The 23490-nt window shown below is 70.5% G+C and carries 21 protein-coding genes, 1 pseudogene and 1 riboswitch; of the genes and pseudogenes, 15 read left to right on the top strand and 7 right to left on the bottom strand.

Annotated features, from left to right (window positions below; all coding sequences use genetic code 11):
• Positions 1-37 precede the first annotated feature (37 nt).
• Genes ACGFIK_RS09180 through ccsB form a run of 5 tightly spaced genes read left to right on the top strand, consistent with a single transcriptional unit; the run spans position 38 to position 4725 of the window.
• Entirely contained in the window at positions 38-685 is a 648-nt protein-coding gene (locus ACGFIK_RS09180; protein WP_327023275.1) for a histidine phosphatase family protein, read from the top strand.
• Positions 685-1266, top strand: coding sequence for a TlpA disulfide reductase family protein (locus tag ACGFIK_RS09175; RefSeq protein ID WP_327023274.1), 582 nt, complete (start codon positions 685-687; stop codon positions 1264-1266). The genes ACGFIK_RS09180 and ACGFIK_RS09175 overlap by 1 nt, the downstream gene beginning before the upstream one ends.
• Entirely contained in the window at positions 1266-2120 is an 855-nt protein-coding gene (locus tag ACGFIK_RS09170) for a cytochrome c biogenesis protein CcdA (protein WP_327023273.1), read from the top strand. The genes ACGFIK_RS09175 and ACGFIK_RS09170 overlap by 1 nt, the downstream gene beginning before the upstream one ends.
• Positions 2120-3751 carry a cytochrome c biogenesis protein ResB gene (locus ACGFIK_RS09165; RefSeq protein WP_327023272.1) on the top strand — a complete coding sequence of 544 codons (1632 nt, stop codon included), beginning with the start codon at positions 2120-2122 and terminating at the stop codon, positions 3749-3751. The genes ACGFIK_RS09170 and ACGFIK_RS09165 overlap by 1 nt, the downstream gene beginning before the upstream one ends.
• A complete protein-coding gene (gene ccsB, locus ACGFIK_RS09160; RefSeq protein WP_327023271.1) occupies positions 3751-4725 on the top strand; it encodes a c-type cytochrome biogenesis protein CcsB in 975 nt (324 codons plus the stop codon). The genes ACGFIK_RS09165 and ccsB overlap by 1 nt, the downstream gene beginning before the upstream one ends.
• A gap of 597 nt (positions 4726-5322) precedes the next feature.
• On the opposite strand, the pseudogene ACGFIK_RS09155 reads toward ccsB, so the two are convergent.
• Positions 5323-5526: pseudogene (locus ACGFIK_RS09155) on the bottom strand (hypothetical protein); the annotation flags it as partial.
• Positions 5527-5641: 115 nt separating this feature from the next.
• Complete coding sequence (locus ACGFIK_RS09150; RefSeq protein WP_327023269.1) at positions 5642-6514, bottom strand: alpha/beta hydrolase; 873 nt, start codon at positions 6512-6514, stop codon at positions 5642-5644.
• Between the two features lie 177 nt (positions 6515-6691).
• On the opposite strand from ACGFIK_RS09150, the gene ACGFIK_RS09145 reads away from it, so the two are divergent.
• The 3 genes from ACGFIK_RS09145 (at position 6692) to ACGFIK_RS09135 (ending at position 9855) form a co-directional block, all read left to right on the top strand.
• The gene (locus tag ACGFIK_RS09145; protein WP_327023268.1) at positions 6692-8155 is read left to right on the top strand and encodes a menaquinone biosynthesis decarboxylase; all 1464 of its coding nucleotides are present in this window, start codon (positions 6692-6694) and stop codon (positions 8153-8155) included.
• Positions 8152-9153 (top strand): menaquinone biosynthesis prenyltransferase MqnP, encoded by a 1002-nt coding sequence (gene mqnP / locus ACGFIK_RS09140; protein WP_327023267.1) that lies wholly within the window; start codon positions 8152-8154, stop codon positions 9151-9153. Before ACGFIK_RS09145 ends, mqnP begins: the two co-directional genes overlap by 4 nt.
• Before the next feature lie 72 nt (positions 9154-9225).
• Entirely contained in the window at positions 9226-9855 is a 630-nt protein-coding gene (locus tag ACGFIK_RS09135; RefSeq protein ID WP_327023266.1) for a UbiX family flavin prenyltransferase, read from the top strand.
• A gap of 29 nt (positions 9856-9884) precedes the next feature.
• Here the strand turns inward: ACGFIK_RS09135 and ACGFIK_RS09130 are convergent, their stop codons facing one another.
• Positions 9885-10151: a BldC family transcriptional regulator gene (locus ACGFIK_RS09130; protein ID WP_327023265.1), complete on the bottom strand. Its 267-nt coding sequence runs from the start codon at positions 10149-10151 to the stop codon at positions 9885-9887.
• Between the two features lie 268 nt (positions 10152-10419).
• Here ACGFIK_RS09130 and ACGFIK_RS09125 point away from each other — a divergent pair, with 268 nt between their 5' ends.
• Complete coding sequence (locus ACGFIK_RS09125; protein ID WP_327023264.1) at positions 10420-10875, top strand: Lrp/AsnC family transcriptional regulator; 456 nt, start codon at positions 10420-10422, stop codon at positions 10873-10875.
• 37 nt (positions 10876-10912) lie between these two features.
• Positions 10913-12004: a PLP-dependent cysteine synthase family protein gene (locus ACGFIK_RS09120; RefSeq protein ID WP_327023263.1), complete on the top strand. Its 1092-nt coding sequence runs from the start codon at positions 10913-10915 to the stop codon at positions 12002-12004.
• A gap of 10 nt (positions 12005-12014) precedes the next feature.
• On the opposite strand, the gene ACGFIK_RS09115 is transcribed toward ACGFIK_RS09120, so the two are convergent.
• The 4 genes from ACGFIK_RS09115 to ACGFIK_RS09100 all read right to left on the bottom strand — a co-directional run bounded on the left by ACGFIK_RS09115 (position 12015) and on the right by ACGFIK_RS09100 (position 17845).
• Entirely contained in the window at positions 12015-12638 is a 624-nt protein-coding gene (locus ACGFIK_RS09115; RefSeq protein WP_327023262.1) for a putative glycolipid-binding domain-containing protein, read from the bottom strand.
• A gap of 185 nt (positions 12639-12823) precedes the next feature.
• A complete protein-coding gene (locus ACGFIK_RS09110; protein ID WP_393338618.1) occupies positions 12824-14521 on the bottom strand; it encodes a DEAD/DEAH box helicase in 1698 nt (565 codons plus the stop codon).
• A 200-nt stretch (positions 14522-14721) separates the two neighbouring features.
• A complete protein-coding gene (locus ACGFIK_RS09105; RefSeq protein WP_327023261.1) occupies positions 14722-15360 on the bottom strand; it encodes a hypothetical protein in 639 nt (212 codons plus the stop codon).
• Positions 15361-16261: 901 nt separating this feature from the next.
• Entirely contained in the window at positions 16262-17845 is a 1584-nt protein-coding gene (locus ACGFIK_RS09100) for an NlpC/P60 family protein (protein ID WP_327023260.1), read from the bottom strand.
• 264 nt (positions 17846-18109) lie between these two features.
• Between ACGFIK_RS09100 and mqnE the strand changes: the two genes are divergently transcribed.
• The 5 genes from mqnE to ACGFIK_RS09075 all read left to right on the top strand — a co-directional run bounded on the left by mqnE (position 18110) and on the right by ACGFIK_RS09075 (position 23489).
• Positions 18110-19279: an aminofutalosine synthase MqnE gene (mqnE, locus tag ACGFIK_RS09095; RefSeq protein WP_327023259.1), complete on the top strand. Its 1170-nt coding sequence runs from the start codon at positions 18110-18112 to the stop codon at positions 19277-19279.
• Positions 19280-19365: 86 nt separating this feature from the next.
• The gene (locus ACGFIK_RS09090; RefSeq protein ID WP_327023258.1) at positions 19366-19788 is read left to right on the top strand and encodes a hypothetical protein; all 423 of its coding nucleotides are present in this window, start codon (positions 19366-19368) and stop codon (positions 19786-19788) included.
• A 76-nt stretch (positions 19789-19864) separates the two neighbouring features.
• Positions 19865-20185, top strand: coding sequence for a DUF4229 domain-containing protein (locus tag ACGFIK_RS09085; protein ID WP_327023257.1), 321 nt, complete (start codon positions 19865-19867; stop codon positions 20183-20185).
• A 151-nt stretch (positions 20186-20336) separates the two neighbouring features.
• On the top strand, positions 20337-22217 hold the full coding sequence (locus ACGFIK_RS09080; protein ID WP_327023256.1) for a M14 family zinc carboxypeptidase: 1881 nt from the start codon (positions 20337-20339) through the stop codon (positions 22215-22217).
• 161 nt (positions 22218-22378) lie between these two features.
• Positions 22379-22441, top strand: a riboswitch (cobalamin riboswitch).
• A 112-nt stretch (positions 22442-22553) separates the two neighbouring features.
• Positions 22554-23489: an ABC transporter substrate-binding protein gene (locus ACGFIK_RS09075; protein WP_327023255.1), complete on the top strand. Its 936-nt coding sequence runs from the start codon at positions 22554-22556 to the stop codon at positions 23487-23489.
• Position 23490 lies beyond the last annotated feature (1 nt).

Here is a 23490-nt window from a genome sequence, read left to right as displayed (position 1 = left end):
TGCGAGCCCCGCAGTCGCGAGCCAAGGGGGCACAGCGGTGAGCAAGACGGTGGTCCATGTGCTTCGGCACGGTGAGGTACACAACCCGGAGGGCATTCTCTACGGCCGACTGCCCGGGTTCCGCCTCAGCGAGCTGGGTGTCCAGATGGCCAAGGCCGCAGCGCAGGGGCTCGCCGATCGCGAGGTCGTGCATGTGGTGGCCAGCCCGCTGGAACGGGCCCAGCAGACCGCCGAACCGATCGCCGCCCAGTTCGGACTGCCCGTCGGGGTGGACGAGCGGCTCATCGAGAGCGCCAACTGGTTCGAGGGCAAGAAGGTCTCGCCCGGTGACGGTTCCTTCCGGGACCCGCGTAACTGGTGGGTGCTGCGCGACCCGGTCACCCCCTCCTGGGGGGAGGCGTACCGGGCGATCGCCGAGCGGATGTTCGCCGCCCTGCACGCCGCCCGGGTGGCCGCCGAGGGCCGGGAGGCCGTCCTGGTCTCCCACCAACTGCCGATCTGGACCCTGCGCCGGCATGTCGAGCGCAAGCGACTCTGGCACGACCCCCGCCGCCGTCAGTGCGGGCTGGCCTCCCTCACCACCTTCCACTTCGACGGCGCGAAGGTCGTCGGCATCGGCTACTCCGAACCGGCCGCGCACCTGGTGGCGATGTCGGCGACCGCCCGGACGGCGAAGGGGGCCTGATGGGGCTCCGCAGGAGGTCGGTGGCCGGTCTGCTGGCCGCCGGCACCGCTGTGGCTCTGCTGGCCGGCTGTGTCTCCGGCGGCGGAGGGAAGCCGGAATGTGACAGCGAGGGCGGCATCGTGCAGTGCGCCCCCGACCAACGCTCCGCCGCTCCGAAGATCAGCGGTGAGCTGCTCAAGGGCGGCAGCTACGACGTGGCCGACCAGCGTGGCCAGGTGGTCGTGGTCAACTTCTGGGGCTCGTGGTGCGCGCCCTGTCGGGCCGAGGCCGAGGACCTGGAGAAGACCTACCAGGCGACCAAGGACTCCGGGGTCACCTTCCTCGGCATCAACGTGCAGGACAGCCGGGACAAGGCGATCGCCTTCGAGGAGGGCCGGGTCAGCTACCCGAGCATCTTCGATCCGGGCAGCCGGCTGGCCCTGGACATGGACATCCCGCCGAACACCATCCCGGCCACGGTCGTGCTCGACCGGGAGGGTCGGATCGCCACGGTGATCCGGGCGGCCGTCCGGCAGGAGGGCCTGCAACCCATCGTCGAGCGAATCGCCGCGGAGTCACCCGCGGCGTCCGGCCCACGCTGATGGGCGAGACCTTCGGACAACTCGCCGTCTCCGGTCCGCTGCTGTTGGCGATGGGGGCGGCGGCCCTGGCCGGGCTGGTCAGCTTCCTGTCGCCCTGCGTACTGCCGTTGATGCCGGGCTACCTCTCCTACGTCACCGGCCTGGCCGGTGCCGACCTGGAAGGCCGGGGTACCTCGTCTACCCCTGCGGCAGCGCAAGGGTCCGCCGCCGCCCGTAGCGGCGGTGTCGGCACTGTCGTACGGGATGAACAGCCCAGGGTGCGGGCCGCCGTGAAGGGGCGGGTGCTGGCCGGCACCCTGCTCTTCGTCCTCGGGTTCACTGTCGTCTTCGTCAGCACCGCGATCCTGTTCAGCACCATCGGCCGGGTCTTCTTCGATTACAAGCGTCCGCTGGAGATCGTCATCGGCGCCCTGGTGGTGCTGCTCGGGCTGGGCTACCTCGGGGTGCTGCCCGGTCTCCAGCGGGAACTGCGGATCAACCGGCTGCCCTCCGCCGGTCTGCTCGGTGCCCCCGTACTCGGTGCGGTGTTCGCCCTGACCTGGGTGCCCTGCACCGGGCCGACCCTCGCCGCGGTGCTCGGCATGGCCGCCACCAGCGGGCAGACCGATCGGGCGGTAGTGCTGGCGGTGGCGTACTGCCTGGGGTTGGGCATCCCGTTCGTCGTCTTCGGGCTGGGCTTCAACCGGCTGCTCGGGGTGTTCCAGGCGATCCGGCGCAACAGCCGCTGGGTCACCCGCATCGGTGGCGCCCTGCTGATCCTGATCGGGTTGGCACTGGTCACCGGCGGCTGGACCAACGTGGTGATCTGGTTGCAGACCACCATCGGCGTAGGTGATTTCCAGGTGAGCATCTGATGACCGCTGTGGACGACCGGCCGGCCGACACCCCGGCCAAGACGCCCCGCCGCCCCAACCCCCTGCTGGCCCTGGCGCGCAACTCGTGGCGGCAGCTGACCAGCATGCGTACGGCGTTGGTGCTGCTCTTCCTGCTGGCGGTCGCGGCCATCCCCGGGTCGGTGCTGCCGCAGCGCGGGGTCAACCCGGAGGATGTCCGCGACTTCTTCACCGAGCACCCCGACCTGGCCCCCTGGCTGGATCGGATCGGTGCCTTCGAGGCGTTCAGCTCGGTCTGGTTCTCCGCGATCTACCTGCTGCTGTTCACCTCGCTGATCGGGTGCATCACCCCCCGGCTGGCCGATCACATCCGGGCCCTGCGGGCCCGGCCCCCGGCCGTACCGAAGCGGCTTGGTCGGCTGCCGCAGCACACCGTGGTGCCCGCCCCCGAGGGTGGGGTGGCCGCGGTCGCCGAGGCCCTGCGGCGTCGGCGGTGGCGGGTGGTGGTCCGGGGCGACGAGGTCTCCGCCGAGAAGGGCTACCTCAAGGAGACCGGCAACCTGATCTTCCACACCTCCATGGTGGTGGTGCTGCTAGGTGTCGCGCTCGGCTCCTGGTACGGCTGGCAGGGCAACCGCCTGCTGGTCGCGGGCGAGGACCGGGTCTTCTGCAACACCCGCCAGCAGTACGCCGAGATCAAGCTCGGTCCCCGGGTCGGCGACGACCTGCCCCGGTTCTGCATGCAGTTGGACGAGTTCGACGCCCGTTTCCTGCCGACCGGTCAGCCCTCGTCGTATCGCGCGAAGGTGACCGTGGACGAGAACGGCGGTGCCCCCCGGACGGCGGAGTTCTCGGTCAACTCGCCGCTGCGCCTGGACGGGGCGAACGTCTACCTGCTGGGGCACGGGTACGCCCCGGTGATCCGCTACACCGACCGGTTCGGTGGTACCCAGACCAGCGCAGTACCGTTCCTCAGCAACGGTGATGTCGGGATGACCAGCGAAGGGCTGGCCGCCTTCCCGGACGCCAATGTCGATCCCGACACCGGCGAGCGCGACCCGAACCTCCAGGTGGCCTTCGACGGGCTGTACCTGCCGACCGCTCCGCAGGAGCCCCCGTTCACCCGCTCCGAGCACCCGACCGAGCAGAACCCCCTGCTCGGCCTGGTGGCCTACCGGGGCAACATGGGGCTGGACGCCGGCATCCCCAGCTCGGTGTATCAACTCGACCAGCGTCAGGTGCGCAACGGTCGGCTCACCGAAATCGGTGCGAAGGAGCTGCGGCTCGGGGAGAGTTGGACCCTGGACGACGGCACCACTGTCGAGTTCCTGGGCTCCGAGCCGTACATCGTGATCTCGGTACGCTACGACCCCGGTACGACCTTGCTGCTGATCAGCTCGATCGGCCTGGTGTTCGGGCTGATGGGGTCGCTGTTCGTCCGGCGTCGGCGGGTCTTCGTCCGGTTGCTGCCAGCGGGTGCGATCGACCCCGCAGATGGATCTCCGACGGGCGGTAGTAGTTTGATCGAGGTGGGCGGCCTGCCGCGTACCGAGCATCCCGGGTTCGCCGAGGAGTTCGCCCAACTGGTGGCGGCGATGCGCGGCGACCGGGTGGCTGACGGTGTACCGGACACGCGAGAAGGAGCCGAGTGATGTCCGAACTCTCCGACCAGATGGTCTCCATCACCACGATGGTGTACCTGCTGGCGATGATCGGTCACGCGGTCGAGTACGCCCTCGGCAACTCGCGGGCCGTGGCCGCCCCCGCCCGGCAACTGGTCGGTGCGGCCGTGGGTGCCGGTGGTGTGGCCGTGGCCGAGCGGGACACCCCGGTCGCCGATCCCGACGGACCGGCCCAGCGCACCGCCCGTCGGGCCGACCTGGCCGGTCGGATCGCGATCGGACTGACCGCCCTGGGCGCGGTGCTGCACCTGGTCGGGCTGATCACCCGGGGTATCGCCGCCGAGCGGATGCCCTGGGGCAACATGTACGAGTTCGTGCTCACGGTCTCGTTCATCGGGGTGGCCGCCTGGCTGGCCGTGCTGGTGAAGGTGCCCTCGCTGCGCCGGTTGGGGCTGTTTCTGACCCTGGTCATGGTGCTGCTGGTGGCCACCGCCGAGCTGGTGCTCTACACCCCGATCGTGCCGCTGGTGCCCGCGCTCAACTCGTACTGGTTCATCGTGCACGTGTCGACGGTCGTCTTCGCCTCGGGTCTGTTCCTGCTCGGCGCGGTGCCGGCCTCGGCGTACCTGATGCGGGCCGGGTACGAGCAGGGCAAGCGCAGCTTCCCGTACACCCTGGCGAAGAGGCTGCCCGCGGCGGCCGGCCTGGAGCGGTTCACCTTCGTCCTGCACGCCTTCGCCTTCCCGCTCTTCACCTTCGCGGTGATCGCCGGGGCGGTCTGGGCCGAGGCGGCCTGGGGTCGGCCGTGGGGCTGGGACCCGAAGGAGACCTGGTCCTTCATCTCCTGGGTGATCTACGCCGGATACCTGCACGCCCGGGCTACGCCGAGCGTGAAGCGCAACGTGGTCGCCTGGCTGGCCATCCTCGGCTTCGCGACCGTGATGATGAACCTGTTCGGCGTGAACATCTTCTTCGAGGGCCTGCACTCGTACGCCGACGTCTGACGGAACGCGCCCGGTTACGCCGCAACTGCGGTAACCAGGCGCATCTGATGCTGCGGTGTCAGTCGTCTCCCTGGGCTGCCCGGCCGCTGGGCAGGTCCAGTGCGGAGTCGATCCCGTCGAGCACCTCCGGCTTGTCCGCACCGGCGCTGCGCAGCAGGTCGATGACCACCATCCGGACGTGGCCGACAATCGTGCTGACCGGCAGCGCACCAACGCCGAGCGCGCCAGCGTACGGGTGTTGCGGACGGCGTAATCGATCTGGTTGGCGGCGTTGCGCGCGGCATCGACACGGGACCGGTTGCGCCGCTCCCAGACTGCCAGGCGCAGGTTCTCGTCGGCGACCGACACGGCCCGGCGCAGCGCTGCGGTACGCGAGTCCAGTTGCTGAGCCCGCCCGAACGCGGTGACGGCCGCCTGCTTGTCGTGCCGCTGCACCGCCTGACGGATGTCGTCCAGCACCCCGGACAGCTCCGCGAACGTCCGCCGACCTTCGGTTTCCAGAGGCCCGAGCGGCGACTGCGCGCCGACGACCTGGGTGATCAGCAACGCGATCGAGCCGCCGATCAACGCGTCGTAGAGGCGGGTCGGCTCCAGTTCCCCGCCCGGCGGCACCACGGCGACCAGGAAGAGCGCGGAGGTGGTCAACTGGTTGCGGACCACGCCGGGGGCGCCGGCGGCGATCGTCAGCCCGGCCGAGGCCAGGATGACCACGAAGATGGCGGCGGTGGAGCGGGCGCCGAACACCCAGACGACGACCTCACCGAGGATCACGCCGACGGCGATACCGGCCAGAACCCGCACGGCCTGCCGCAGCCGTACACCCCGGGCCTGCGACAGGACGATCAGCGCGGCGGCCCGCCGAACGAGCACCCACCCGGGCGGCCCGACCGTCGCCACTGACCGGCCCGACGACCCGTCAGGCCCGGAGGAAGGGCAGCAGCAGGGCGGTGAGTTCGGCCGGCTGCTCCTCGAAGAGCCAATGGCCACTGTCCTCGATCACCTCGCCGGTCACCGAGTCGGCGTACTGGCGGACCTGATCGGCCACCTGGCCGCCGAGGCTCGCCTGCGCGCCGATGGCGAGCACCGGCATGGCCAGCTTCGACTTGCGGTACTCGGCGTTGTCGGCGATGTCCTGCCCGAACGCACGGAAACATTCGAAGCTCGCCCGCAGGCGGGCCTCGTCGCGCAGGGGCCGGGCGTACTCCTCGATGTCCGCCGCGTCCAGGCTGTCCTTGCGGATCATCAACGAGTCGGTGAACTGGTCGACCCAGAGCGCCTCGCGGCCGGCGACGAGATTCTCGGGCAACCCGTTGGTCAGGTTGAAGAAGCCGAAGTTCCACACCGCCGGACCGGCGGCCGTCAGTGCCGGGAAGGTGTAGATGCTCTCGTCGGGGATCGGTGCCTCGCTGAGCACCAACCGACTCACCCGGTCCCGGTGGGCTGCGGTGTACGCGTACGCGACCATGGTGCCGATGTCATGGCCGACCAACCGGAGGTCGCGGTCCAAGCCCAGGGTGGTGAGCAGCCCGTGCAGGTCGGCGGCGAGGGTCTTCTTGTCGTAGCCGTCGGGCGGGGCGTCGCTGCCGCCGAAGCCCCGCAGGTCCGGCGCGATCACCTCGAACGACCGCCCTAACTCCGGCAGTACGTGCCGCCACATGTACCAGGACTGCGGATAGCCGTGCAGTAACACCAGCGTGGGCCCGATGCCGCCCCGGACGTAGTTGATGGTGACGTCACCGACCTGCGTCCGCTGCTCGGCGAAGCTCGTTGGAATCCGTCGCTCACCCATCGTCACCTCTCTGCCTCGTCCGGGCGATTCGCCCGGTGGTCGGCTTTCCGGCGTCGACGACTACCCGGCTGGCCTACTCTCATGCCGCCGCGTGTTAATAGGGGACCCCTGCTCTACCGGAGGCGTTAACAAGGGGCCCTTCCTTTCACGGCATAGCAGTGGGGGAGACTTGCTGTCATGGCTGCTCGTGGGTTTCCGTACACCGATCTCAAGGATTTCCTGGTGGCGCTGGAGCGCGCCGGTGAACTGCGCCGGGTCGGGGTCCCGGTCGACCCGACACTGGAGATCAGTGAGGTGGTGACCCGTACGGTCCGGGCCAATGGGCCGGCGCTGCTGTTCGAGCGGCCGACCCGAGGCGAGATGCCGGTGGCGATCAACCTGTTCGGCACCGAGAAGCGGACCGCGATGGCCCTCGGGGTGGAGTCCCTGGACGAGATCGGCAACCGGATCGGGGAGATGCTCAAGCCGGAACTGCCGATGGGCTTCTCCGGCATGATGGGCGGCCTGGGCAAGGTCATGCAGCTAAAGTCGATGCCCCCGAAGAAGGTCAAGACCGCCCCCTGCCAGCAGGTGGTCTACCGGGGCAAGGACGTGGACCTGAACCGGCTGCCCGGCCTTCAGGTGTGGCCGGGTGACGGCGGGATCTTCCACAACTTCGGGCTGACCCACACCAAGCACCCGGAGACCGGCAAGCGCAACCTCGGGCTGTACCGGCTCCAGCAGCACAGCCACAACACCCTCGGCATGCACTGGCAGATCCACAAGAACTCCACCGCCCACCACGCCGTCGCCGAGCGGCTCGGCCAGCGGCTGCCGGTGGCCATCGCGATCGGCTGCGATCCGGTGGTCAGCTACTCGTCCAGCGCGCCCCTGCCGGCCGACATCGACGAGTACCTGTTCGCCGGGTTCCTACGCGGCGAGCGGGTGGAGATGGTCGACTGCCTGACGGTGCCGTTGCAGGTGCCGGCGCACGCCCAGGTGGTGCTGGAGGGCTACCTGGAGCCCGGTGAGCGCCTGCCGGAGGGACCCTTCGGGGACCACACCGGCTTCTACACCCCGGTGGAGCCCTTCCCGGTGCTGCACGTCGAGGCGATGACCATGCAGCGCGACCCGGTCTACCACTCGATCGTCACCTCGCAGCCTCCGCAGGAGGACCACGGCCTGGGCAAGGCCACCGAGCGGATCTTCGCCCCGCTGCTGCGGTTCCTCATCCCGGACATCGTCGACTACGACCTGCCGGCCGCCGGGGTCTTCCACAACTGCGCGATCGTGTCGATCCGCAAGCGCTACCCCAAGCACGCGCAGAAGGTGATGAACGCGATCTGGGGCGCACACATGATGTCGCTGACCAAGCTGATCGTGATCGTGGACGAGGACTGCGACGTGCACGACTACAACGAGGTGGCCTTCCGCGCCTTCGGCAATGTCGACTACTCCCGGGACCTGCTGCTGACCGAGGGCCCGGTGGACCACCTGGACCACGCCTCGTACCAGCAGTTCTGGGGTGGCAAGGCCGGCATCGACGCCACCCGCAAGCTGCCCAGCGAGGGCTACACCCGGGGCTGGCCCGAGGAGATGACCATGACCCCCGAGGTCGTCTCCCTGGTAGACAAGCGCTGGAAGGAATACGGCATCCAATGACGCCCCCCTCCACCCCACCCACCCCCCGCGACCCCTCTCCCCGCCGCGATCTTGCATTTTCGGTCGCTGATTCGTCCGCTTCGGCCGGGTCTGTCCCGACGGAAAGTGCAAGATCGCGGGGGCGGGTGAAGGCGTTTCTGCGGCTTGTGGCGATCGAGCACTCGGTGTTCGCCTTGCCGTTCGCTTACCTGTCGGCGTTGACCGCTATGTCGGTTAACGGGGGGCGGGTGCGGTGGCTCGACCTTGGGTTGATCACTGTGGCCATGGTGGGGGCGCGGACCTTCGCCATGGCGGCCAACCGGATCCTGGATCGGCGGATCGACGCCCGGAATCCGCGTACCGCCAATCGGGAGCTGGTGACCGGGGCGGTCAGCCTGCGGACGGCCTGGACCGGGGCGGGCGTCGCCCTGGCGGTCTTCCTGGCCGCAGCCGCCCTGCTCAACCCCCTCTGCCTGGTGCTGGCCCCGCTGGCGGTGGTGCCGCTGATCGTCTACCCGTACGGCAAGCGGTTCACCAACTGGCCGCACGCCATCCTGGGCCTGGCCCAGATGGTCGGCCCGGTCGGCGCCTGGCTGGCGGTCACCGGCACCTTCGCCGGCTCCGGCCCGGCCTGGCTGCTCGGCGCCGCCGTCGGTTTGTGGATCGGCGGCTTCGACCTGATCTACGCCTGCCAGGACGCCGAGGTGGACCGGGAGATCGGGGTGCACAGCGTCCCGGCCCGGTACGGGCTGCGGTTCGCCCTGCACGCCTCCACGGTGTCGCACGTGGTGACATTCGTGCTGTTCGGCTGGTTCGGGGTGCTTGTCGGCTTCGGCTGGCTCTGGTGGATCGGGCTGGCGCTGACCGCGGTCGCCTTCGGCTACCAGCATCTGGTGGTCAAGCCGACCGACCTGAGCCGGGTCAACCGGGCATTCTTCACCGCCAACGGCTTCGTCGGCATCGCCCTGTTCCTCTTCGCCCTGCTCGACCTGGTGATCCGCCTGGGCCTGCGGCCCTGACCCCGGCCGGTTCCCTCCCCGTTCGGCGGGGTGCCGACCCGACGGCGGTGGCGACCAGGCAGGCTTGGGAACATGCGCGAACCATGGGTGATCGGGGTGTCCGGGGCGTCAGGTACGCCGTACGCGGCTGCGGTCCTTCGCGGACTGCTGGACGCCGGGCAGTCGGTGGACCTGATCGTCTCCCGGGCGGCCCGGTTGACCGTTCTGGACGAGACCGGGCGTCCGTTCCGCGACGCCCACTGGGCCGCGGACCTGGCCGCCTGGCTAGGTCGTGATCTCGACGACGCGGATGTGCGGCACTGGCCGGCCGGCGACCTGGCGGCCGGTCCCAGCAGCGGGTCCTATCCGGTACGCGGAATGGCCGTGGTGCCCGCGAGCACGGCGGCCTGTGCCGGTATCGCGATCGGGTTGTCCAAGGACCTGTTGCAGCGCTCCGCCGAGGTGAACCTCAAGGAACGCCGGCCGGTGGTCGTGGTGCCCCGGGAGACCCCGGTGACCCGCAGCCACCTGGAACACCTGATCGCCCTGCACGACGCCGGGGCGGTGGTGCTGCCCGCCAGCCCCGGTTTCTACGGTGCCGGAGCTGCCGCCTCCGCCGCCCAACTGGTGGATTTCGTGGCCGGCAAGGTGCTCGACGCCCTGGGGGTGCCGCACACCCTGTTCCGCAGATGGGCCGGAAAGGTGAACGCGGACCGGACCTGAGAGCCGGTCCGCGTTCGATCCGCACCACTTCAGTACATGCCGGCGTTGGCCGGGCCCGGTCCGGTCGGGGCGGCTGGGCCCGTACTGCGCGGTCTGCCCATGTCATCCGCCTCTTCCAGCATGCCCTCCCCTTCAAGCAGGGCCCGCACCTCGGATTCCCGAAACCGGCGATGCCCTCCTGGAGTCCGGATACTGCCGATCCGGCCCGCCGCCGCCCAGCGCGTCACGGTCTTCGGGTCAACCCGAAACAACGCGGCGACCTCACCCGGTGTCAGCAGGCGATCTCCAGTGTCCACAGCCCCCTCCTCGCGTCGACGAAGCCCCCGGCTGAACACACTGCCCCCGGCCGGTGCGAGCCCAGAGCCGTCATGAGGGACGTATGGCAATTACAGCACCGCCGACCTGGCGTGTCCGTCAAACGCGAAAAATGCACTGAGTGGGAAGTTAGTAATGGTACCGGCGCCCCGCCCTCAGGACCTTTGGTATGCGAACTGTAGCGCTAGGTAATTCACCCCGGATGCCGACGTCCTGGTGCCACCCGGCGACGACTAGGGTCTACAGTCCGTGGACGCCATCGACCTCGCCCTCGTGGATCTGCTGCGCGGCAACGCCCGCCTCTCGTACGCCGAACTCGCCCGCCAGGTCGGGCTCTCCGCGCCCGCAGTGCACGAACGCGTCGGCAAGCTGGAGGCCGGTGGGGTGATCCGCGCCTACCGTGCCGAAGTCGAGCCGGAGACCATCGGGCTGGCCGTGACCGCTCTGATCAGCATCGTCGAGGACTCCAACGCGGACACCGACGACGTGCTGGAGGCCTTCCGGGCCATCCCCGAGATCGAGTCCTGCTACTTCATGGCCGGGGTCGAGTCCTTCCTGCTCAAGGCTCGGGTGAGCACCATCGCCGAGCTGGAGCAGTTGATCGTGCGGCTGAACCGTACCCCCGGGGTGGCCTCGACCCGGACCAGCATCGCGCTGTCGACCAAGTGGGAGAACCGTCCACAGCCGGTCGGGCCCTCCTCCTGAAGGCCCAGCGCTCAGGCGCGCTTGCTAGGTTCCGAAGGTGACTCAACTCGACCGGTGTGACGAGGCGAGCCGACGGTGGGTGACCGAGGCGATCGCCGCTGTCGAAGCCGACGCGAACCGGTCCGCCGACACCCACCTGCTGCCGTTTCCGCTGCCCCGACAGTGGGGCATCGATCTCTACCTCAAGGACGAGTCGGTCCACCCGACCGGGTCGCTGAAGCATCGCCTGGCCCGTTCGCTGTTCCTCTACGGGCTCTGCAACGGCTGGATCGGCCCGGACACCACCATCGTGGAGGCATCCTCCGGCTCCACGGCCGTCTCCGAGGCGTACTTCGCCCGGATGCTGGGCCTGCCCTTCATCGCGGTGATGCCGGCCTCCACCTCGCCGGAGAAGATCGCCCAGATCGAGTTCCAGGGCGGTCGGTGTCACCTGGTCGAGGACCCGGCGAAGGTGGTCATCGAGGCCCGCTGGCTGGCCGAGGACTCCGGCGGGCACTACATGGACCAGTTCACCTACGCCGAGCGGGCCACCGACTGGCGGGGCAACAACAACATCGCCGAGTCGATCTACGCGCAGCTGGCCCTGGAGCGTCACCCCGTACCCGCCTGGGTGGTGGTCGGTGCCGGCACCGGCGGCACCAGCGCGACCATCGGCCGCTACGTCCGCTACCGGCGACTGCCCACCAAGCTCTGCGTGGTCGACCCGGAGAACTCCGCCTTCTATCCCGCCTGGCAGGCGGCGAACTGGTCGGTGTGCACCGGGCGAGGCTCCCGGATCGAGGGCATCGGCCGACCCACCGTCGAGGCCTCCTTCCTGCCCTCGGTGGTGGACCGGATGGTGCAGGTGCCCGACGCCGCCTCGCTGGCCGCCATGCGTTCCGGCTCGGCGGTGCTGGGCCGGCGGGTGGGAGGCTCTACCGGCACCAACCTGTGGGGGGCCTTCGGACTCATCGCCGAGATGCTGGCCGCCGGCCGGACCGGCTCGGTGGTCACCCTGATCTGCGACGCCGGTGACCGGTACGCCGACACCTACTACGCCGACGAGTGGGTGGCGGCGCAGGGCCTGGACCTGGCCCCGCACCTGGCCACGATCGAACGCTTCCTGACCGACGGCAGTTGGCCGGCCTGAGGACGCCGAGTCACCTGCCCCGGCGGGCCAGACCCGGGTAGTGCAGGACGAAGCCGTCGGGGTCCATGTCGATCTCGGCGCTGAAGCTGCCACTGGCGTACCGGAACCGGTCGCCGCCCAGCGCGGTGTAGACCTGCTCGGCGGGCAGCACCGTCAGGCTGGGCACCAGCACCCAGGCCACCCTGATCGGGAAGTTGGTGCCGGCGGGCTGATCGGCCAGCCGGAGCCGGCGCACCGGCAGGGTGTTGAACAGCGGCGAGCCGCCCAGATCGACATCCAGGGCGTCGGCCAGCCGGTCCGGATCCTCCACCCCCGGCAGCCCGGCCGGGGCGTGGCCGGTGGCGGTCAGGGCAGCGTCCAGATCACCCTGCTCGGCGGCCGTCACCCGCCATCGGTCGCTGGCCCGTTCCAGGCGTACGCTCCGCCGCCAGCCCGCTCCCTCGACCTCGACCTCCAGCCGAAGACTCACCCACTGGGGGTCGGTCAGCAGTTGATAACGACAGGTGTACGGGATCGGATCCGCAGCCACCTGTGTGCCGTGCGCCGCCAGTCCGTGGCTGTCGTCGGCCAGGGCGTGTTCGGCCCCGGCGGTGTCGATCCGGGTCCACAGCAACGACTTCGGCATGGTCGGCATGAACCGGACGTTACGCCACCCGGCCCTCGCCCGGCAGCGCCTTGCCCCGAAGGCCCGGTCGTACGAGGGGCCCGTCACCCCGAAAGCATGATCGCGCTCGATGTGGGATCGAGTGGCCAAGGCGAACCTTCAGACCACTCGATCCCTGATCGAGCGCGATCTTCTATCTCAGACAGGGACTCAGGTCAGTGGGTACGCACCCGGGGGCGCCCACCCGACCCACGCCACTCCTCGCGCGGCCGGTCCTGCGGGCCCCGAGCGTCCGAGCGGGGTCGGTCGCCGTACCGGCGCTCGCCACGACCCTGACCGCCGTAACCCCGCTCACTGCGGATCGGGTCGCGGTAACCGCCCTCGCCCCGGCTGTCGGTCCGGTAGCCACCCTCGCCCCGGCTGTCGGTGCCGTAACGGCGCTCGCCCCGGCTGTCGCTCCCGTAGCCGCGCTCGCTCCGGCTGTCGGTGCCGTAGCGGGCCGTGCTGCGGGTGTCGTCGCTGTAGCGGCGCTCGGTGGGCCGGTCACGGTAACGGCGCTCCGCGGTGGGTCCGTCGCCGAAGCGGCGCGGGCCACCCGGGCGGCTGCTGCGACGCGGGCCCTCCGGCTCCTCGCGTACGGGCACCCCACTCGGCTCCCGCGCCCCGGTCAGCTCGGTCAGCGCCGGGTCCCCGGCCCGTACCCGGGTCTCCGCCGGCTGCACCCCGGCCTTCTCCATCATCGCCAGGGTGGTGCGTCGCTGCTTGGGCAGCACCAGAGTGGCCACCGCACCGGTCTCCCCGGCGCGGGCGGTGCGGCCGGCCCGGTGCAGGTAGTCCTTGGGATCCTTCGGCGGGTCGACATGCAGCACCAGGGAGACCCCGTCGACGTGGATGCCCCGGGCCGCCACGTCCGTGGCGACCAGCACGGTGGTCCGTCCCTCGCGGAACTCGGCCAGGGTGCGGGTACGCATCCGCTGGGTCTTGCCGCCGTGCAGCCCGCCGGCCCGGACACCGACCGCCGCGAGTTGGCTGACGAGTCGGTCCACACCTAGCTGGGTGCGGGCGAAGACGATGGTCCGACCGGCCCGCGCCGCGATCGAGGCGGTCACCGGGAACTTGTCGCTCGGCGGGATCAGCAGCATGTGGTGATCCATGGTGGACACCGCAGCGGTGGCCGGGGCGGTCGAGTGGGTGACCGGGTCGGTCATGAAGCGCCGCACCAGCGAGTCCACATCATTGTCCAGAGTGGCCGAGAAGAGCAGCCGCTGGGCGTGCGCCGGAGTCTTCGACAGCAGTTCGGTGACATCGGGCAGGAAGCCCATGTCGGCCATCTGGTCCGCCTCGTCGAGCACGGTGATCTCGACGTCGTCGAGCTGGCAGACGCCACGCTCGATCAGGTCGCCGAGCCGACCGGGGGTGGCCACCATGACCTCCACGCCGCGCCGCAGGGCGTCGATCTGGCGGTCGTAGGGCACCCCGCCGACGGCGGTCTTGACGAACACCCCGACCGCGCGGCCCAGCGGCAGCAGGGCGTCGCTGACCTGCATGGCCAGCTCCCGGGTGGGCACCAGGACGAGGGCCCGGGGGCGCAACGGCCGGGCCCGGTGCCCATCGCCGATCCGGGCCAGCAGCGGCAGCCCGAAGGCCAGGGTCTTGCCGGAGCCGGTCTGACCCCGGCCGAGCACGTCCCGCCCGGCGAGGGCGTCGGGCACGGTGGCGCGCTGGATCTCGAACGGTTGGGTGATGCCCTGGCGGGAGAGCGTCCGAACCAGCGGCTCGGGTAGGCCCAGGGCCTCGAAGCTGACCGCCTCGGCGGAGGCGGCGGGCGAGGCGGTGCCGATGTCGGTCGGCTGGGCGGCCGGGTCGGCGTCGGGGGCGGACAGGGGCGTGCCGGAGACAGCAGAGGTGGTCAAGAAATGCCTTTCGAGCGGGGCGCACGTTTGCGATGTCCCGCTGCGGCACGACGCCGCCGGATCTTCACGAGAACGCCCAGGGGCGCGCACGGTAGCGCGCCGGGTCAGTGATCACCTACAAGTGTACGGCGGCGGACGTTCCGCCACCCGGGTAGGCGTGGGGTAGTGGGCGGATTCACCCGCCGATCCACCGACAGCCGTCACTCCAGCAGGCTGCTGAGGGCATTGTTAGCCACCAGTACGACCAGCACACTGATCGCCACCAGCAGGACCAGGGCTACCGCCATCACGATCAGCACCCGGGTGGTGCTGCTGGAGCGTTCCGTGGCGGTGTCCGCCCAGCCCTGAGCCAGGATGTGCCCGGTCAGCGATCCGGAGTTCTCCGCCTCTGCGGCCGGGAAGGCGATCGTGGCGGAACTCGTACCACCGGTGTAGTAGGCGCTCAGATCACCGTCACCGGTACGCGGCGCGGCCGGCGTGACGCCGGCTCCCGGGGACGCGGCTTCCGGTGCGGGAGCCGGTGGGGCGGTACCCGCTGCGGTTGCCGATCCGGCGGCTGCCAGCAGACCCGGGCGGGTCGACTGGCGGGGCGCCGCACCGGACGAGCCGGGGGCAGCCTCGTCCCGGCGCCCGGTGGCACTGACCGGTGGTGGCCAGGTCGGCAGCGCCGGGGCCGGTACGACCGGCGGGGCCCCGGCAGGTTCAGTCCCGGTGGTGCCGCCAGCCCGGTTCGTCGTTCCCGGCGCCGTGCCGACCACCCACCCGGCGGGCGGCGCAGCGGGCCTGGAGGCCGGGGCCATGCTGGTGGCGGGTGGGGGCGGGAAGGGCGGGGCGGGCATCGGGCCCGGCGGAGGCGGTGGTGCCGGTATCGGCGGGCCCGGCATCGGGGTCGGCGGACCCGGCAACGGCGGGGCAGGCCTGGGGGCGGGCGGCGGCGCGGGCACCGGCCCCGGCGGATAGGGCACCGGCGGGCCCGGAACCGGCGGTGCAGGTGCAGGTGACGGCGGTGCAGGCGCCGGTGGCGGTGGCGCCGGTACAGGCGCGGGTGGTGCCGGCGGCTGCGGCGCGGGTTCCGGTTCCGGCGTCGGAGGCGTCGGCGGTTGGGCCGGCTCCGGCGGCTGCGCGGGCTCCGGCGGCTCGGGGCTGACCGGAGTCGACCGGTACACCCCGGCGGCCCTGCTACCGGCCCCGGCGGCCTGCGCCTCGTCCACGCTCACCCGGCTCATCCCCGGCACCCGGACACTGGCGCGCACCGACCCCCCTGATCCGGTCGCGGCCGGTGCGGCTGTCGGCGCGGTTTCCCTGCCGTCCGACCCGGCGGACCCGGTCGGCTCATGCGACCCGGTGGGCCGCTGCGGCCCTGCCAGCCCCTGCGGCCCAGTGGGCCCGTGCAGCGCGCTGGACCCGTACGGTGCGGTCGGGCGGGGAACGCCCGCTCGCCCCACGGCCGGCTGGCTGGTCTGGGTGGCTGAACCGGTCGCGGCCTTCGGCGTGCCCGGGGCGGGCTCGGTGCTGGGGGCGGGAGTCGATCCAGGGTCGGCCGTCGCCGGAACCTTGTGCTCGGTCATCCTCGCCTCCGCGCCACGCTTGCACCCGGATCCTCAACGCGACCGGGCGTGCCCTGAGTGACACCGTGCCACATTCCGGCGGTACGGCACAGCCGGAGTGCCCACACTGTTCCGAGTGCGGCCGTACGGTGCCGGCCGGGTGGTCTGTTCAGTCAGGCGCGGCTCGCCCTCCTCAGCGGCCACCGGCCGCTGAGGGGGTGGTGGCCGCCGAGGGGGTGGCCGAGACGCTCTCCTGGGGAGCGAGGCTGCTCGCCGCCGTGGTCGGGCTGTTGTCGCCCTCGTCGTTCTCGGGCGGAGGCGTCGTAGTCCGGGTCGGGCTCGGCGTCGTGGTGCCCGGTGGGGTGACCGACGGAGGCGGGGTCTCCGAGGGGGTGGGCGCCGGGGTCGGCGAGGGGGTCGTCGGCGTCGGCTTCGGAGTGGTCGGGTCCGGCTTCGGGGTGGTCGGGTCGGGCTTCGGGGTGGTGGGCTTCGGCGCCGGGGTGGTCGGCGTCGGCTTCGAAGGGGTCGGCGTCGGCTTCGGGGCCGGCGGGGTGGGGGTGACCGCCGGGGCGGGCACCGCGCCGACCACCCGGGTCGCCGCGTACAGGCGGGACCAGCGCACCGTGGAGATCTTCACCACGTCACCGCTGGTCGGGGCGTGGATCATCTTGCCGTTGCCGACGTACATCCCCATGTGGTGGATGGTCCGCCAACTGCTGCCGCTGGCGAAGAAGACCAGGTCGCCGGGGAGCAGGGCGGACCGGGAGACCGTCCGGGACCTGGTCGCGTAGTACTGGTCCCGGGCGACCCGGGGCAGCTTGTAGTAGCCCGCCGACCGGTACGCCGACCAGACCAGCCCGGAGCAGTCGAAGGAGTTCGGACCGGTGGCCCCCCAGACGTAGGGGTCGCCCAGTTGCCGCCGCGCGTACGCCAGGGCCGCCAGGGCGGTGGGGTGCGCGACCAGCCCGTCCGCCGACTGGGTGGGGTAGTCGGCACCCAGTTGCTGCTCGGCGCGTTCCTGCTGGCGGGCCAGCTCGACCAACTGGGTGGCGTTCTGCTCGCGCAGCTTGACCAGCTTGGCCTCTTCGTCGCGCAGCGCCTTCTGGGTGGCGGTGTGCTGGTCCCGGACCCCGCGCAACCGGGACTCGGCCGCGGTGTGCGCCTGGGTGGCCACCTGTTCGTCGGACTGGGCGCGGCTCAGCTCACCGGCCGCCGGGGCGGTGTCGTGCTCGGCCCGCTCGCCGAGGTTGGCCCGCCGGAGCAGGTCCAGATCGAGCAGATCGGTGACGAAGCCGGCGGGTGGCAGGGCCGCGTGCAGCTTGATCGCCTGGGCGGCGGCCTGGTCGGCGCGCTGCTGTGCCTGTTGCAGCGCGGCCGTGGCGAACTCCAGATCACGCGCGGCGCTGGCCTGTTGGGTCTCGGCCTCGGTGAGCTGCTGTTGCAGATCGAGTAGTTGGGTGCCCAGCTCGCCGATCCGGGCCTCGGCGGCGTTGATCTGTTGCTCGAGGGCGCTGCCGCCGGGCGAGATGGTCGTGGGAATCACACCGGGGGCGGTGGTCGCCGGGGCTCCGCCGGGCAGATTCAGCGGGCCGGTGAGCACCGGGCGGGAACCGGTGTCGGGCACGGTCACCGGCACCCCTGGCTCGGCGTACGCCGGTGCCGAGAGGACCGCGGTGGCGACGGCGCTGAGCAGCGCGGACCAGAGCATCGGTCGTAGCACCGGCGAGACCACCGGATGTTGCCGCTGCCGCCGTCGCCCGTGCTCGCTGCCGACCATTGTGCTCCTCGTCCGGTGGTGCTGCTCCGCGTCGTGATGGGAACGCGGTGGGTCGGGGACGGTACCAGGGTGTGTCGTCCCCCACCCTGTCTTACCTCACCGGCACCACAGTGTCGATGTCCGAACGGGTCACAGAAGGCTGAGAGTCCGGTTTGCCGGGGATGGTCCGACGGAGGGCGCTGTGAGCTGCCCCGGTCTCCGACGTAGGCTCTGAGATTGTGGCCAGGCACGGTCGCGACCGCAGTAGGAGGGGACGGGCTTTCGATGGACGCCGGACTCAAGCGTGAGCTCGAAGCGAAGGTGTACGCGGGGGAGCGGCTGACCCGGGAGGACGGCATCGCCCTCTACGCCAGCGACGACCTGACCTGGCTGGGCCGGCTGGCCCACCACAAGCGCACCGAGCTCAACGGTGACCGGGTCATGTTCAACGTCAACCGGCACCTCAACCTGACCAACGTGTGCAGCGCCAGCTGTGCGTACTGCTCGTTCCAGCGCAAGCCGGGCGAGAAGGACGCGTACACGATGCGTATCGACGAGGCGGTCCGCAAGGCCAAGGAGATGGAGGACGAGCAGCTCACCGAGCTGCACATCGTCAACGGCCTGCACCCGACCCTGCCCTGGCGCTACTACCCCAAGGTGCTGCGTGAGCTGAAGGCGGCGCTGCCGAAGGTCAACCTCAAGGCCTTCACCGCCACCGAGGTGCAGTGGTTCGAGAAGATCAGCGGCCTGAGCGCCGACGAGATCCTGGACGAGCTGATGGACGCCGGCCTGGAGTCGCTGACCGGCGGTGGCGCGGAGATCTTCGACTGGGAGATCCGGCAGCACATCGTCGACCACGCCTGCCACTGGGAGGACTGGTCGCGGATCCACCGGCTGGCCCACAGCAAGGGCATGAAGACCCCCTCGACGATGCTCTACGGCCACATCGAGGAGCCTCGGCACCGGGTAGACCACGTGCTGCGGCTGCGCGAGTTGCAGGACGAGACCGGGGGCTTCCAGGTCTTCATCCCGCTGCGCTACCAGCACGATTTCGTGGACTCGGCGGACGGCAAGATCCGTAACCGGATCCAGGCCCGCACCACGATGGCCTCACCGGCCGAATCGTTGAAGACCTTCGCGGTCTCCCGGCTGCTGTTCGACAACGTCCCGCACGTCAAGTGCTTCTGGGTGATGCACGGGCTCTCGGTGGCCCAGCTGTCGCTCAACTTCGGGGTGGACGACCTGGACGGCTCCGTCGTGGAATACAAGATCACCCACGACGCGGACTCCTACGGCACGCCGAACACCATGCACCGCGACGACCTGCTGCACCTGATCTGGGACGCCGGCTTCCGCCCGATGGAGCGCAACACCCGCTACGAGGTGGTCCGCGAGTACGACCCCGCGCCGAGCCTGGCGCAGCGTCGCGCCGAGCCGCAGCAGGTCTGGGCCTAAGGACTCGATCCCTCGGACGCGCTGGCCGCCGTGGTGCTGGCCAGCGCGAAGAGGGCCGAGTGGCCTCGCGTACCCTCGTCAGGGAGATGAGCGAGCAACAGAGCGGCTTTCCACGGCGCGACGCCGAGGGACGCATTCAGACCCTGGGCGACCTGCTGGGCGTGGCGCTGGCCGGTGCGGTCATCGGGATGCTGGTGCTGGTGCTCTTCGACGCGGCCTTCGCCTGGTTCGGTGCCGGTGACTTCGGTCAGGCCAACGGCTGGCTCGCGGTGATCCTGCCCGCCTGGCTGTTCTGGGAGGACTTCCGGGCCTGGGAGTTCGGCGCCCCCCGGGTGGTGGCCGCGCTGGTGGCCGTCGCGGTGGCGGTGGTGTCCGGGCTGCTGGTGGCCGGGATCGCTACCGGTCTGCCGCCGCTGGCCTCCGGCGGGTTGGCCGCCGCGACCTTCACGGTGGTGTACGCGCTGGTCTGGTTCCCGGGCGTGCGCTGGCTGGCCAACCGGACGAGCTGACCTCGGGTACGCGGATCGGGCGCAGCGCCCGGTCGCAGAACACACATGGCGACGTGAACGAGCGGAGTGGATCAACGTGAGTGCGGCGGTCAAGTACACCCTCGGCCGGGTCGGGCTGTTCGCGGCCGTGGTGGCGGCCCTCTGGCCGGTCAACATCGACATCTTCCTGAAGCTGATCGTGGCGTTGCTGTTCTCCGCCGCCCTGTCCTTCTTCCTGCTCAAGGGCTGGCGGGACGAGATGGCCGAGGAGATGGCCGTCGCCGCCGAGCGGCGCCGTACCGAGAAGGAGCAGTTGCGCTCCGCCCTGGCCGGTGACGACAAGGCCGACACCGACGGCGATGCCCCCTCCGCCGAGCAGCCGGGCGGCTCCGATTCCCGGCCCGGCCCCTCGGCCTGAGCTGGGCACCCGACCCCCTCGCGGTCCATGCCGCCGACGTAGGGATCAGGTTGGGATGGAGTAAACAGCGAGCGATATTGATATGACCATGTGACCGGTGGTGGGCTGGCCGCTACCGAGCGGGAAACCCCGCGCCTCCAGGAGGTTGTCCATGGCCTTCCGATCCATCCCTGTCCGCCGGGCACTGGCGCTGATCATGGCTGCTGGTCTCGGGCTACTAGCCCTCTCCGCACCACCGGTCTCCGCCCGCCCCGCACCGGATCGGGACGAGCAGCCGGCTGCCGCCCCCTACCGGGTGCTGGGTCCGAGGACGGTGGCCGACCGCACCGCGGTCGCCCGTACCGGTGCCTCGATCGACTACTCCGAACACGGGGTGCTGCACATCTCGGCCACCCGTACGGAGGCCGCCGCCATCACCCGGCTCGGCTTCCAGTTGGAGCCGATCGCCGCGGCGCCGACCGACCGGGGTCATGACCACGGGGACATCGGCGTCACGGCCTTCCCGCCGGCCGACGCCAACTACCACGACTACGCCGAGATGGTCGCCGTGGTCAACCGGGTCGTCGCGGACCACCCGGCGATCGCCCGCAAGATCAGCATCGGCACCTCGTACGAGGGTCGGGACCTGGTGGCGATCAAGATCTCCGACAATGTCGCCACGGACGAGAACGAGCCGGAGATCCTGTTCAACTCACAGCAGCACGCCCGTGAGCACCTGACCGTCGAGATGGCCATCTACCTGATGAACCTCTTCACGGACAGCTACGGATCGGACTCCCGGATCACCAACCTGGTCAACAACCGGGAGATCTGGATCGTGCCCTCGGTCAACCCGGACGGCAGCGAGTACGACATCGCCACCGGCTCTTACCGGTCGTGGCGCAAGAACCGCCAACCCAACAGCGGATCGTCGAACGTCGGCACGGACCTCAACCGCAACTGGAGCTACAACTGGGGCTGCTGCGGCGGTTCCTCCGGCTCGACCTCCTCGGACACCTACCGGGGCCCCTCGGCCTTCTCCGCCCCGGAGACCCAGGCCCTGCGCAACTTCGTCAACAGCCGGGTGGTCGGTGGAGTCCAGCAGATCAAGGCCAACATCGACTTCCACACCTACTCCGAGCTGGTGCTCTGGCCGTACGGCTACACCTACAACGACACCGCCACCGGGATGAACGCCGACCAGTACAACACCTTCGCCACCATCGGTCGGCAGATGGCCGCGACCAACAACTTCACCCCCCAGCAGTCCAGTGACCTGTACATCACCGACGGCAGCAGCATCGACTGGATGTGGGCGGTGCACGGCATCTGGGCGTACACCTTCGAGCTTTACCCGCGCTCGGCCTCCGGCGGCGGCTTCTACCCGCCCGACGAGGTGATCCCGCAGCAGACCACGCGCAACCGTGAGGCCGTGCTCATCCTCGCCGAGTACGCCGACTGCCCGTACCGGGCGATCAACAAGCAGGCCCAGTACTGCGGCGGTGGCAGCGGCGGTACGACGGTCTGGTCGGACACCTTCGAGACCAACACCGGCTGGACGATCAACCCCAACGGTACGGACACCGCGACCTCGGGCCAGTGGGAGCGGGGTGCCGCCCAGGCCACCAACTCCAGCGGTGCCAAGCAGTTGACCCCGTACGCCGGCAGCAACGACCTGGTCACCGGCCGGCTGGCCGGATCCGGGGCTGGTGACTACGACCTGGACGGCGGGGTTACCAGCGCCCGCTCCCCGGCGATCACCCTGCCGTCCAGCGGCACCCTGACCCTGTCGTTGGCCTGGTACCTGGCCCACGGCTCGAACTCCTCCTCGGCCGACTACCTCCGGGTCAGCGTGGTGCACAACGGCGGCACCACGACCCTGCTCAGCCAGGCCGGGGCGGCCAGCAACCGCAACGGCGCCTGGACCACCTCCAACCTCAACCTCACCCCGTACGCCGGGCAGTCGATCCGGATTCTGGTGGAGGCCGCGGACGCCTCGACGGCCAGCCTGGTCGAGGCGGCTGTGGACAACGTCACCATCACCGCCTCCTGATCCGACGGGGCCCCGTCACACCCCCTCGCGCGGGGCCCCGTCTCCAGGAAGCGGCTGATCGGCCCGGCGCTGCCAGCGCCGGGCCGATCAGCGTGGTCACCCCGGTGCGGCGGGGTGCCGGCGGGGCGTGCGCTACGGTTCTACCGACCCGCCACAGCGAAGCCGGTGTGAAACCGGCGCTGTCCCGCAACTGTGATGCCCCCTTCCGTGGGGGACGAGCCAGGTCGCCTGTGGCGCGGGTCGCGAACCGCGCTCTCGAGGAAGGGCGCCTCGCCCACGGGTGCCCTCGGCTCCCTGTCGGCGAAGCACCGATCTCCTCGACCGACAGGAGGACCGATGTCCAGACGTACCCCCCGGCTGCTCGCCGCCACCCTGGCGCTGGCCGCGCTGACCCTCGGTGCCTGCGCCGAGAAGACCACCGAGACCCCGGCCGCCGGTGGCAGCCCGACCAGCGGTGCCTTTCCGGTCACCGTAGGGTCGCTGACCCTCCAGCAGCGCCCGGAGAAGATCGTCTCGCTGGCGCCGACGGCCACCGAGATGCTCTTCGCGGTCGGTGCCGGGCCGCAGGTCGTCGCCGTCGACGACCAGTCCAACTACCCGCCCGAGGCACCGAAGTCGGACCTGTCCGGCTACCAGCCCAACGCCGAGGCGATCGCCGCGAAGAACCCCGACCTGGTGGTGCTCAGCGACGACCGCAACAAGATCGTCGACCAGTTGGCCACGCTGAAGATCCCGGTCTACCAGACCTCGGCGGCGCAGACCCTCGACGACACCTACCGGCAGCTCACCGAGCTCGGCATCCTCACCGGCAACGCCGACACCGGGGCGGAGGTGGTGCGACGGATGAAGGAGGACATCGAGAAACTCGTCGCCCAGGTGCCGGACCGGATCCAGGCCCCCACCTACTTCCACGAGCTGGGACCGGAGCTGTACACCGCCACCAGCAAGACCTTCATCGGCACGATCTACGCCCTGGCCGGTCTGGAGAACATCGCCGACCCCTCCGACGCCGACGGCAGGAGCGCCGGGTACCCGCAGCTCTCCCAGGAGGTGATCGTCGCGGCCAATCCGGACTTCATCTTCCTGTCCGACGTCACCTGCTGCCAGCAGAGCGCCGCGACGGTCAAGGCGCGCAGCGGCTGGGCCGACATCAACGCCGTACGCAACGACCAGATCGTGGAACTCGACGACGACATCGCCTCCCGCTGGGGCCCTCGGGTGGTGGACCTGCTGCGCACCATCGTGGACGCCACCACCAAGGCCGCCGAGTGAC

Origin of the sequence: Micromonospora sp. NPDC048871, assembly GCF_043198155.1 — a bacterium.
Taxonomy (GTDB): Bacteria; Actinomycetota; Actinomycetes; order Mycobacteriales; family Micromonosporaceae; genus Micromonospora.
The sequence above is the reverse complement of the archived record's forward strand: the minus strand, read 5'-3'. Positions and strand labels throughout refer to the sequence as shown.